Raw genomic sequence first — 11,628 nt, forward strand, 5'->3', positions numbered from 1 at the left:
ACTAGGGGAAACACCTATCTTTAGCGGATACCGCCTTTCGGGTTACACTGAACACTCGAGCGGCCAATATCAGCCGATTTGGGTTTATAGGAGAGATGCCATGACTGAAGACTTTTCTCGCAATCTAAGGCTTCTATGCAGTTACTATAAATCCATTGCGGATGTCTGCCGCAGAATGAAAATGAATCGGCCTCAATTTAACCGTTATTTAGGGGGACATGCGAAGCCGTCAGCCAACACTCTTCGACGTTTTTGTGATTTCTTCGGTGTCGAAGAACATGAAATATTGCTCCCTCATAATCAGTTTTTGCGGTTGATTCAAGTCCGTCCACGCCCCTCTAGCGATGAGCTAAGAGCCTCACCTGAAACTGAGCATTTAGAACACTTAGGTCAACTCGGTCATCAAGGCTTGATAAATACTTAGGCTATTATTTTGAATATCATCTTTCCATGGCCTATCCTGGCAAATTGCTCAGAATGCTAACCTGTTTGGAACGTCAGCAAGATAAAGTCTACTACCAGCGCACAGAACGCTTGCAAGAAAGCCCTAACGATAAAATCTATCATGGGAAGTACTTAGGATTTGCAACCTTCTTGATTGATCGCATCTTTATGGTCGACTACGAGTCACTCACCGATCAAGAAATCACGCAGACCATTTTATTTCCGACCTTTAAGAATCGCGTCACGCGGCTAACAGGGTTGAAGTTAGGCGTGTCGGGCAGTGGCGAGCGCATGCCCTGCTGTGCACGAGTAGTCTATGAATATCTGGGGCCATCCGTTGATATACGCCGAGCATTCAAACTCTGTGGGTTGTATGATCTTGACTCACCCGATATCGATGAGAGTATCAAACAGGCCGTTGCTAATGACATTCAACCGGGAGAATGGCATTTTCGTGCTCGACATTAAAGACCGATTACAAGCAGACGGCGTCATACTCGATGGCTTGATGTTGTTGAACCCTGCGTTCAAGCAGGGCTCAACATTTGCCATCCAAGCACAAATGACTAACGAAAAACCTTAACCAATCAAAATATTCCCTATTTGTACCCAGTCCTGCTCAACCCGTACAGCCCAAACATCCACTCCCACCTCCGGTGCTTCAATACAGCGCCCGGTATCTAACCGAAAGTGTTGTTTATACAAGGGTGATGCAACAGACCAGATGCCTTGACTTTCACAGAGAATGCCATGGGCAAGAACTTCAGATCCGGAAAAAGGATCGGTATGGCCAATCGCGTAGAGCTCAGTATCATGACCTGGAAGCCAGAATACAGCCACAGGCTCCTTGCCAAGCATGACAGCGATGCCTGAGTGGGGCACTAGATCCTTGCGATGCAAACGTTCTGCCATTGGAGTGATGCAGTCGATGCAGCATTCATGCGACTTCCTCCTCAGTAATCATGCGCGCGGGTATCAATTGGCCACGCTCTTCAATCAATTGAATACGCGCTTTGCGGGGCTCGCTCGCGTTCACATAACTGCGAAAACGCTTACGTTTCTCGCTGTCATTGATGGCGGTTTTCCATTCACATTGATACGTATCGACAATATGCTGCATCCGGGTTTCCAGCTCCTCAGCCAAACCGAGGCTGTCATCAATCACCACCTCCTTCAGGTATTTTAATCCGCCTTGAAGGTTTTCGAGCCACACAGAGGTACGCTGTAATCGGTCAGCCGTATAGACATAGAACATCAACACTCGATCAATATAACGAATCAGTGTCTCATCATCTAAATCCGTCGCGAATAGATCCGCATGACGAGGTTTCATCCCACCATTGCCACACACATACAGATTCCAGCCATTCTCTGTCGCGATCACTCCGATATCTTTGCTTTGCGCTTCCGCACATTCACGTGTACAACCGGATACCGCCATTTTAACCTTATGGGGTGAACGCATGCCCTTGTAACGATTCTCCAAGCGAATCGCCATGCTCATGCTGTCTTGCACACCGTAGCGACACCAAGTATCGCCAATACAGGATTTGACAGTTCGCAACGACTTGCCATAGGCATGCCCTGTTTCAAAACCCGCTGCAATCAACTCTTCCCAGATTAAAGGCAACTCATCTAAGGTCGCGCCAAACAAATCAATCCGTTGGCCACCCGTGATTTTGGTATAGAGGTTGTATTTTTCACCCACTTCACCAATTTTAATCAGCATTTTGGGGGTTATTTCTCCGCCTGGAATTCTAGGCACAACTGAATACGTTCCATTTTTCTGCATATTCGCCATAAAGGTGTCATTGGTGTCCTGCAGTGGCAAATGCTTTGCTTCGTGAACATGTTCATTCCACACACTGGCCAAAATAGACGCCACGGCTGGCTTACAAATTTCGCAACCTCCACCCTGCCCATGTCGCTCAATTAGCTCATCAAATGTTTGAATACCTTCAACTTTAACTAAATGAAACAACTCTTGACGGGTATGGGAAAAATGCTCGCAGATGGACTTATCAACCTGAACACCTCGGGCTTCTAACTCGCTTTCAAACACGGTTTTGACCATCGCGGCGCAACCACCACACCCCGTTGCCGCTTTTGTCATCGACTTGATATCAGACAGACTCACCGCCCCATCATTCATCGCCTCACAGATATCGCCTTTGGTCACATTGTGACATGAACACAACGTCGCCTCATACGGCAATGCCGATGCACCCAAGCTCGGCGAGCTCATACCAGAGCTGTCCGGTAGAATTAAGGATTCGGGGTGTTCCGGTAACGCGATGCCATTCAATGCATATTGCAATAGGGTGTCATAATAACTGTTGTCACCGACCAGAATTGCACCCAACAGCTTAGAGCCATCAGCGGAGACAACTAAACGTCGATACACGCCCTCAATCTCATTGCTGTAGCGATAATTCAGTGCACCGGGTGTCGCGCCATGTGCATCACCAATGGACCCCACATCGACACCTAACAGTTTAAGCTTCGTCGACATGTCCGCACCGGTAAAGGTGGTTCCAACATTGCCAATCATATGGCAGCCGCCACCCGTGCCATGGTGTAGCCCGGTGCGACTAGGCCATATTGCTGATTGTTCCAGACCGCGCACTCACCAATTGCATAGATTGACGGATCACTGGTCCGGCAATGTTGATCAACGGCTATCCCGCCTCTCTCTCCCAGCTGCAAACCGGCCTCACGTGCCAGCTGATCTTGTGGGCGAATACCCGCTGAAAACACAATCAGATCTGTTTCAAGGTAGGTTTCATCCGCAAAGCACATCCGTAGTCGTTGTTCATCGCCAGGAATAATCTTGCGCGTCGCTTTTTCGGTGTGAACCTTAACACCCAAATCTTCGATTTTGGCACGTAAAAGTGAACCCGCATCACTGTCCAATTGAACCGGCATCAAGCGCGGTGCAAACTCAACCACATGCGCCTCTAATCCAAGCATCCGCAGTGCATTCGCCGCTTCGAGCCCTAAGAGCCCCCCTCCTACAACAACCCCTCTCGTGGCCCCTTGAGCACTGGCCCGAATGGCATCCAAGTCTTGAAGCGTTCGATACACCCAGCAATGATCCAACTCACGTCCGTCTATCGGTGGCACAAATGGATAGGAGCCCGTCGCAAACACCAATGTGTCATATGAATACTGCCGCTGTGCCGTCGTCACAGACTTTGCTTCGCGGTCCAGCGCGATCACCGCTTCATTGAGATGCAAATGGATTCCGGGGAGTGTGTAGAATCCATCATCACCCAATTGTAAGTGCGCCGAACTTTGCTTTTCAAAATACTCAGATAAATGGACACGGTCATAGGCACGCTGATTTTCCTCTGCAAATACATGCAGTTCATAATCGGCGGCCATCTCTGATGCCATCCACTGTTCAGCAAAATGATGACCTACCATCCCATTGCCAATAACCACTAGTTGTTTTTTCATGGTGTTCACCTCGACCTCTATCTACTTGAACGATTTCGTTAAGCGGAGGCCGCTTTTTTAAGACTGGCTTGGGTGGATTTCGGTTTCTCAGCCGATGTGAGCACTTCCACCTTACGTTGCTTTTCATATAGGAAACGCAAAACTGCTTGTCGATAACGGTTGTACTTGGGGTTATCAGCCATCTCTATACGATTACGCGGTTTAGGTAAGTCTATTTCCAAAATTTCACCGATGGTGGCCTCTGGGCCATTGGTCATCATGACAATACGATCTGAGAGCAATACGGCTTCATCAACGTCATGTGTGATCATGATGATGGTGCTGTTAATCTCAGCCTGAATCTTCATCACCTCATCTTGTAAATGGGCGCGAGTCAGTGCATCTAACGCACCAAATGGCTCATCCAATAACAGGACCTTCGGTTCCATTGCTAGAGCTCTGGCAATCCCAACACGTTGCTTCATGCCCCCAGAAATTTCGGCTGGACGCTTATCCAATGCGTGAGACATGTGCACCATTTCCAGACTTTTTAGTATCCATTCATGCCGTTCTTGTGCTGTCTTTGTTTTCTTGAAGGTTTTATTAACAGCAAGCGCCACATTCTCATACACCGTCAACCAAGGCAGTAATGAATGGTTTTGGAACACAACACTTCGATCAGGACCCGGTGAGTTCACTTCTTTACCGTCTAGAATGACCACGCCATCTGTCGCAGGCAAAAGCCCCGCCACGATGTTCAACACCGTCGACTTACCGCAACCGGAGTGACCGATTATCGAAATGTACTCACCCTTTTTAATATTTAAGTTCACATTCTTGAGCACACAGGACTGTTTAGCACCCTGTCCAAAGAATTTGTTTACACCTTCAATCGATAAATAATGCTTAGACATTTTATGTGCTCCTATTAGTTACTCGTGCCGCGGGTGACTAAACTTGAAATAAAACCAATGAATTTATCGAGCAGAAATCCGACAACTCCCACATAAACCAGCGCTAACACAATGTCACTGATCATAGATGCATTCCACGCATCCCAGATGAAGAAACCAATTCCCACGCCACCAATCAACATTTCAGCAGCAACGATGGCTAACCAAGACAAACCTATGCCAATGCGAAGGCCTGTGAAGATATAGGGTGCGGCTGCTGGCAACATGACTTTGGTAAAATACTCATAACCATTTAGTGATAACACCTTAGCAACATTGCGATAATCCTCTGGTATATTACGAACCCCAACAGAGGTATTAATAATAATTGGCCAGATTGCTGTAATAAAAATCACAAAGATTGCGGATGGACTGCTGTCTTGAAATGCTGCCAACGAAATTGGCAGCCATGCCAAGGGGGGAACCGTTCTTAAGATTTGGAAAATAGGGTCTAAACCGCGCATGGCCCAAGTGGACTGACCAACCAGCACACCTAAACTTATCCCAACAATAACCGCTAAGCTGTAGCCATAGGCAACTCGTTCTAAGCTCGCCAGAATTTGCCAGCCCATCCCCACATCCGTTCCACCGTTGTTATAAAAGGGATTGATAATTAACTCCCAAGTATCCTTAACAACTTTAGAGGGTGAAGGTAACGTCGCGCCCTGAGAGGAAGACAATAGCTCCCATATCAGCATTAATATAAAACCAACAATAAGTGCAGGTAAAACCTTTTGCACAAAACTGTCACCCAGGCTTTTAAAACGCAATAGTGTTTTATCCATTGCAGCAGGCATGCCGACAGCCGATAAAGGTTTAACAATACTATTCGCTTTGGTAGTCATAGTAAAAATCCTCCCCCAACAATAAGGGCTTATTATTTATACGCGTTTAATCGCTAAGCTATTTAAATAGGCATCTGGGTTTTCTGGATCAAACACCTTGCCATCAAAGAAGGTTTCCAATCCACGAGATGTTGTTTCTGGAATATCGGACTTATCAATGCCTAATGTAGCCGCCGCCTCGCGCCAAATATCCTCTCGGTTAACTTGGTCAATAATCGTTTTTGAATCAAAATCTTTAGGCAAATATCCCCAGCGCTTATTTTCGGTTAAAAACCATAAGTCATGGCTTTTATAGGGATAGGATGTGCTGTCTTTCCAATAACGCATTTGACTCGGATGGTTTTCAACCACCTTACCAGTACCATAATCAAAATTACCTTCCATACGGTCGATAATGTCAGCATAGGGGGCATGTATCCAACGACGTCTTGAGCAGATTTCAGCGATTTCCTTTTTATTTTCGGGTTGCTCACAAAACATCTGAGCTTCCATGATCGCCATGATTAATGCTTTTGTTGAATTAGGGTTTGCATCGACATAATCTGCGCGCATCGCAAAGGCTTTTTCCGGATGGTTATGCCATAGCTCGCCCGTGGTGTTGGCGGTGTAGCCGATACCCTGATTAATCAGCTGCTGATTCCAAGGCTCGCAGACACAGAAGGTATCCATACTGCCAACACGCATATTGGCAACCATTTGAGGCGGTGGAACCACAATCGTCGAGATGTTCTGATCAGGATCAATGCCTCCAGCGGCCAACCAGTAACGCATCCACATATCATGAGTGCCGCCTGGGAAGGTCATGGCTGCATTCACGGCCTGTCCCGAGGCCCGCTTAGCCGCTATTGCCTGTGCGAATTCTTGAGTATCGAGCCCCACTTTTAAATCACTGTATTCACGACCCACAGAGATGCACTGACCCGACAAGTTCAAACGCGCCAAAATATACATAGGCGTTGGAACATTATTGGCGGTCATGGCCCCCGATGCGATCAAATAAGGCATGGGCGTTAAGATATGAGCGCCATCGATGCCGTTACGCTGAGACCCCAACACGAGGTTATCGCGTGTTGTTCCCCAAGAGGACTGTTTCAGCACTTCAACATCCTTCATGCCATGCTTAGCAAAAAATCCTTTTTCCAAGGCTACAAATAAAGGCGCGGCATCTGTCAGGGCAATAAATCCAAGTTTTGCCGATGTCGTCTCAAGCTTGCCTGATGCCGCTTGAGCCTTAGAAGAGACCAATGGCAAGAACCCACCCAAAGAAGCAGCCCCTGCCAATGCCGCCATGCCACCCACAAATTTCCGTCTATCCACATTTAAAGGTTGAACGTCAGTTGTGGTGTTCAGCGTTGAATTTTTAGCTTTCATGGATTTTCTCCTAATCAAAAAAAAACGGCGTCATCTCGAACATCCGAAGGATCAGATGTGAGATGGACGCCGTTGTCCGATTCAGTGACCACAAAATAGTTTATGGTCCGATGCATTATGTCTACTGAATTAGAATGCTTATTTCATGCCAACTTTTCATAGGGCATTAAAAACAATGAATTAGGAAAAAACATGTAAAAAAGGTAAGGCAATCTAGAGTATTTTTGCCCCGTGATTGGGCAAGGTGCACTGAATTCATTCAAAACAAAACGCCAAGGGTCATTTTTTACCAATAATGGCCTGAGTGCGTTTAATAATGGTATCCGCAATGTCGATTACGCGGAGATTTTGTTCCATGGCCGCTTGACGTATCTGTCGATAGGCGGCTTCTTCAGAGAGGCCTTGGTACTCCATCAGCAGCCCTTTTGCTCGCTCTAGGGTTTTACGCTCGGTCAAGGCTTGGCGCGCTTGCTGTAGTTCATCGCTCACTAACTGCAAGCGCATGGATTGAGCTTTTAGTAACTCGTAGACTGAACGACCCGGCGTGATGGATAAGTCCTGATCATACGCATGCAAGGAGTCCGTTAAATAGCTTAATGAAGATGAACCTACATCATCTTCCTTTGCCAAATCAGCCAAAAGTCGGCGATGATTGTGTAAGTCTTGCTCCGCGGCTTTTAATTTAGTTTGACACAAGGCCAATAGATCCGCCGCCAGCAAGCTCTCGATGGCTCGCATGGCATCAATACGGCAAGTGGCAACGTCATACCAGATTTCACTAAACGCCGAGGGGATTGCCTGCCCTTCTTCCGAGCGCGCAACCAGTTGCCGTAAGCGAATCAACTCATCTGAACAGGGGTCGGATAGCAAGGCCTCCCAACTTATTAAAGGCGACTCGCTACTAAACTCGGTGAACACTTCAAAGCATCGGGATTGTGCGTCGATTAAATCATGAAGTTTTTGCTGATCCTCAAGCTCAAAATGACCCGCAGCAAAGCCACTGGCTCCCCAAGCCCGCTCTTGCCCTGCTAATTCTTTCCCTTGCATAAAATTGAACATCGCCACCAAAGCCCGTGTAATATCAGGGTCTGTCGCTGTATCGGCGGCTTCAAAAACGACTGATAACAACCCTGCAATCAAGCGGCTCATCAGCCCTGTTAATTCTTTGGCACTTATTTGAAGGCTCTGAGTTTTGTCACGAATCGATGGCAAGCTATTCAGACCATGAACGACGTAAGCGATACGCGTATAGAGCCTCACGCTACCTGACAAGTGGCAGGCATCTAGATTCATAGACGCCAACCGTGCTTTAAGCTCTGTTTCGAGATGCTCGCCCTGCTCAATTTGAGCTAAGCGCTGAGGGCCAAAGCGTTGACCTGATGATGCGATATAGACATTCGATAAACCACGTTCACGCTGCAGTGTATGAACCAGCTGACTGATTGACTTGACCAGTTCACCCGTCATCAAAAGTTGTTGCAGATTGGATATCTCACAGCGCTTAGACGCCAATAAGAAATCTTCAGTACGGCATGCAGGCATAGACGTCTCCGATTGATAGATCTTACATCACATCATAAAACGCAAAAACTATACCATCCTGCGCACAATGTTGTTTTCTGTGCAATGTAACAGATTTAATCCAGCTTCCAACGTTTTATTTATGTACCCGCACAGTCCCTGCCACCAATTTAACGCAATGCACACTTCTTTCGCACCAATTTGTGGCAAGTTTCATTTCTCAATCGCCTCCTTATCTACCACCAGCACCACAACACTTGTGTATCTCCAGCATGGCATACCTATTGCTTAAATTATTTATGAATCTTCTCGTCTGGTTGATGAACCAGATCGGCAATGCTGCCCATTTCTTTGCACATGATTGGTGTGTGAAGCAATGGGCTTTTTTTTTGGATGAGTGACTATGAAGCAAAACACAACTTGCCCGTATTGTGGTGTAGGGTGCGGTGTAACCGCAGAACTGTCGGATCAACGCATCATTGCAGTCTCAGGCGATAGCCAACACCCCGCTAACTTCGGGCGGCTGTGTATCAAAGGCTCAACGCTTCATGAAACCACCCAAACTGAGCAGCGATTGTTGCTGCCTCGCGTAGATGGACAAAACGTGCATTGGTCTGACGCGATTGAAGCGGTCGCCTCCCGAATTCGCCAAAGCTTGGACGCACATGGACCAGGCAGTATCGCCATGTACTTATCAGGGCAGCTGCTTACAGAGGATTATTACGTCGCCAATAAGCTGATGAAAGGTTTCTTAGGGTCATCTCACGTCGACACCAACTCACGCTTATGCATGGCATCAACCGTTGCAGGACATAAACGTGCGTTTGGCTCTGATTCGGTTCCTGGTTGCTACGAAGATATTGAGCTGGCTGACCTGATTATTCTGGTGGGCTCAAATGCAGCTTGGAATCACCCTATTTTATTTCAACGAATTCAAGCCGCTAAAACGCAACGTCCTCAGGTTAAAGTCGTTGTTATTGATCCTCGTGCAACGGCAACCTGCGAGCTCGCAGACTTGCATTTGGCCCTCAAACCCGGCTCAGATGTCGCTCTCTTTAATGCCCTTCTTGTCCATCTGGCTCACTCGGATGCTCTCGACCAATCCTATATTGACCAGCACACGGAAGGGTTTGAAAGAGCCATCGAAGCGGCACGCCAAGACATCCCCGATATCCAAACAGCCGCGAGATTAACCGATATTCCTTTAGCCGACCTAACAATATTTTTTGATTGGTTTACCAACACACCCAGAACACTCACGCTCTTTTCTCAAGGTGTCAATCAATCCAGCTCTGGGACGGACAAAGTCAATAGCCTGATGAATTGTCACCTAGCGACAGGACGGATAGGAAAGCCTGGTAGTTCACCTTTTTCGTTAACGGGTCAGCCCAATGCCATGGGAGGGCGTGAAGTCGGCGGCCTCGCCAACCAATTGGCTGCACACATGGAGTTTTCGCCCGAAGCCATCAACAGAGTTCAAAACTTCTGGAACGCCCCTAATATGGCACAACAACCCGGCCATAAAGCTTGGACCTCTTTCAAGCGATTGACCGTGGGGAAATTAAAGTATTATGGATCATGGCCACCAACCCTTTGGTCAGCTTACCCAACACAGCGTTGATCCGTCGAGCCTTAAAGCGTTGTGATTGTGTTATTGTGTCAGAAGCCATGTCTGAGACGGACACCCTAACATTTGCCGATATTCAGCTGCCAAGCAGCACTTGGGTGAGAAAAATGGCACAGTCACTAACTCTGAACGCCGTATTTCAAGACAAAAGGGATTGATTAAAGCGCCAGGCGAGGCTCGTCATGATTGGGAAATCATCTGCGATGTTGCCAAAGCCCTAGGGTTTGAAGAAGGGTTTAACTTTAGCCACCCCGCTCAAATCTTTGCTGAGCATGCGGCCTTGTCAGGGTTTGAAAACGATGGGCAAAGGAGCTTTGATATCAGCGGGCTTAGCCACTTGTCTCAACAAGAATACGATCAACTTCAACCTGTGCAGTGGCCGATCAATCAACACTTTCCGTATGGACGCAAACGCCTTTTTGACGACGGCCAGTTTTCGACCCCCTCAGGAAAAGCACAATTTATTGCCACTCAAACAAACACTCCAAAAGCCCTTCCATCGGCTCAGTGGCCCTATCAGCTCAACACTGGGCGAATTCGCGATCAGTGGCACACCATGACTCGGACAGGGCGAGCGGCCCGATTGTTTAATCACCGAGCAGAGCCCTTTGTAGACCTTCATCCAGAGGATGCTAAGTATCACAACCTACGTGATCAAGACTTGGCTGAGTTAAGCAATCATCAGGGTCGCTATATCGGTCGTGTTCGGATCAGCGCAGCGCAGCGTCAGGGCGAAGTGTTTATTCCCATGCATTGGAATCAACAATTCAGTGGTGATGGCTACTGCAATGCACTGCTTGAAGGCTTTTGTGATCCAGTGTCGGGCCAGCCCGAGTCCAAGCAGGGAGCCGTCGCTCTTAGCGCCTACCCGGCTCAATGGCATGCACAGTTACTGATTAAAGATGACACTGAGTTAAGACTCAGGGGCTATTGGTCCAAAATTCCGATGCGTCATTCAACACAGTTTTTGCTGGCCGACACAGAGCTTCCTCGCTCATGGATGGAGTGGTGTCGTCAGCATTTAGGACAAGCCCCAGACAGCTGGGTGCAAAGCTCCGCGGGTGACATGAGAGCAGTGGCATTCGATCAGGATCGATTACGTTGGGTATTATTAATCAGCCTAAATCCGATTCAATCAGACCCAGCGCCTATGGATATGCTCTTTTCAAAACGTACCTTAACACCCACGCAACGCACTAGGTTACTCAATGCTCAACAAGGAGCTCAAGCGACACAGATCATCTGCAGTTGCCATCAAGTGACCGAGGCATCGATTAAAGCCGCCATTGAAAAGGGCTGCCATACACTCGATTCACTCAAAGAAAAACTGGCTTGCGGAACCGGATGTGGATCCTGTATTCCTGAGCTCTCGTCACTCTTGGCTGAGGAGATTGCGACGCTCACAATTGAAGAACAAAGTGTATAACCA

The 11,628-nt window shown here is 47.6% G+C and carries 10 protein-coding genes and 2 pseudogenes; 6 read left to right on the top strand and 6 right to left on the bottom strand.

What is annotated here, in order from left to right; all coding sequences use genetic code 11:
• The first annotated feature begins 100 nt into the window (after positions 1 to 100).
• The 3 genes from D791_RS21740 to D791_RS21410 all read left to right on the top strand — a co-directional run bounded on the left by D791_RS21740 (position 101) and on the right by D791_RS21410 (position 1,027).
• Positions 101 to 424, top strand: coding sequence for a helix-turn-helix domain-containing protein (locus D791_RS21740; RefSeq protein ID WP_337588623.1), 324 nt, complete (start codon positions 101 to 103; stop codon positions 422 to 424).
• 65 nt (positions 425 to 489) lie between these two features.
• A complete protein-coding gene (locus D791_RS21745) occupies positions 490 to 912 on the top strand; it encodes a hypothetical protein (protein ID WP_337588624.1) in 423 nt (140 codons plus the stop codon).
• Complete coding sequence (locus D791_RS21410) at positions 899 to 1,027, top strand: hypothetical protein (protein WP_272944827.1); 129 nt, start codon at positions 899 to 901, stop codon at positions 1,025 to 1,027. Before D791_RS21745 ends, D791_RS21410 begins: the two co-directional genes overlap by 14 nt.
• Here D791_RS21410 and nirD read toward each other — a convergent pair.
• The 6 genes and pseudogenes from nirD to D791_RS09565 all read right to left on the bottom strand — a co-directional run bounded on the left by nirD (position 1,024) and on the right by D791_RS09565 (position 8,593).
• The gene (gene nirD, locus D791_RS09540) at positions 1,024 to 1,356 is read right to left on the bottom strand and encodes a nitrite reductase small subunit NirD (RefSeq protein ID WP_051514388.1); all 333 of its coding nucleotides are present in this window, start codon (positions 1,354 to 1,356) and stop codon (positions 1,024 to 1,026) included. The two genes, D791_RS21410 and nirD, sit on opposite strands and share 4 nt — an antisense overlap.
• Positions 1,357 to 1,381: 25 nt before the next feature.
• Positions 1,382 to 3,903, bottom strand: a pseudogene (nirB, locus tag D791_RS09545) (nitrite reductase large subunit NirB).
• 38 nt (positions 3,904 to 3,941) lie between these two features.
• Positions 3,942 to 4,796 carry an ABC transporter ATP-binding protein gene (locus D791_RS09550; RefSeq protein WP_036510805.1) on the bottom strand — a complete coding sequence of 285 codons (855 nt, stop codon included), beginning with the start codon at positions 4,794 to 4,796 and terminating at the stop codon, positions 3,942 to 3,944.
• 14 nt (positions 4,797 to 4,810) lie between these two features.
• Positions 4,811 to 5,680, bottom strand: a complete 870-nt coding sequence (ntrB, locus tag D791_RS09555) for a nitrate ABC transporter permease (RefSeq protein ID WP_081763808.1) — start codon at positions 5,678 to 5,680, stop codon at positions 4,811 to 4,813.
• A 36-nt stretch (positions 5,681 to 5,716) separates the two neighbouring features.
• Complete coding sequence (locus D791_RS09560; RefSeq protein WP_051514389.1) at positions 5,717 to 7,051, bottom strand: CmpA/NrtA family ABC transporter substrate-binding protein; 1,335 nt, start codon at positions 7,049 to 7,051, stop codon at positions 5,717 to 5,719.
• Between the two features lie 279 nt (positions 7,052 to 7,330).
• Positions 7,331 to 8,593: a nitrate regulatory protein gene (locus D791_RS09565; protein ID WP_036510808.1), complete on the bottom strand. Its 1,263-nt coding sequence runs from the start codon at positions 8,591 to 8,593 to the stop codon at positions 7,331 to 7,333.
• A gap of 382 nt (positions 8,594 to 8,975) precedes the next feature.
• Here D791_RS09565 and D791_RS21750 point away from each other — a divergent pair, with 382 nt between their 5' ends.
• From D791_RS21750 to D791_RS21760, 3 genes and pseudogenes are all read left to right on the top strand, one after another.
• On the top strand, positions 8,976 to 10,193 hold the full coding sequence (locus D791_RS21750) for a molybdopterin-dependent oxidoreductase (RefSeq protein ID WP_337588625.1): 1,218 nt from the start codon (positions 8,976 to 8,978) through the stop codon (positions 10,191 to 10,193).
• A pseudogene (locus D791_RS21755) lies at positions 10,151 to 10,983 on the top strand (molybdopterin oxidoreductase family protein); the annotation flags it as partial. The gene D791_RS21750 and the pseudogene D791_RS21755, both read left to right, overlap by 43 nt.
• 372 nt (positions 10,984 to 11,355) lie before the next feature.
• A complete protein-coding gene (locus D791_RS21760) occupies positions 11,356 to 11,625 on the top strand; it encodes a (2Fe-2S)-binding protein (RefSeq protein WP_337588626.1) in 270 nt (89 codons plus the stop codon).
• Positions 11,626 to 11,628 lie beyond the last annotated feature (3 nt).

Origin of the sequence: Nitrincola nitratireducens, from assembly GCF_000585235.1 — a bacterium.
Lineage (GTDB): Bacteria > Pseudomonadota > Gammaproteobacteria > Pseudomonadales > Balneatricaceae > Nitrincola > Nitrincola alkalisediminis.

Coding starts and splice junctions, on each gene's coding strand:
- nirD (WP_051514388.1), bottom strand. CDS start 1,356: ATGGCAGAACGTTTGCATCGCAAGGATCTAGTGCCCCACTCAGGCATC.
- D791_RS21750 (WP_337588625.1), top strand. CDS start 8,976: ATGAAGCAAAACACAACTTGCCCGTATTGTGGTGTAGGGTGCGGTGTA.
- D791_RS09550 (WP_036510805.1), bottom strand. CDS start 4,796: ATGTCTAAGCATTATTTATCGATTGAAGGTGTAAACAAATTCTTTGGA.
- D791_RS21740 (WP_337588623.1), top strand. CDS start 101: ATGACTGAAGACTTTTCTCGCAATCTAAGGCTTCTATGCAGTTACTAT.
- D791_RS09560 (WP_051514389.1), bottom strand. CDS start 7,051: ATGAAAGCTAAAAATTCAACGCTGAACACCACAACTGACGTTCAACCT.
- ntrB (WP_081763808.1), bottom strand. CDS start 5,680: ATGACTACCAAAGCGAATAGTATTGTTAAACCTTTATCGGCTGTCGGC.
- D791_RS21760 (WP_337588626.1), top strand. CDS start 11,356: ATGCTCTTTTCAAAACGTACCTTAACACCCACGCAACGCACTAGGTTA.
- D791_RS09565 (WP_036510808.1), bottom strand. CDS start 8,593: ATGCCTGCATGCCGTACTGAAGATTTCTTATTGGCGTCTAAGCGCTGT.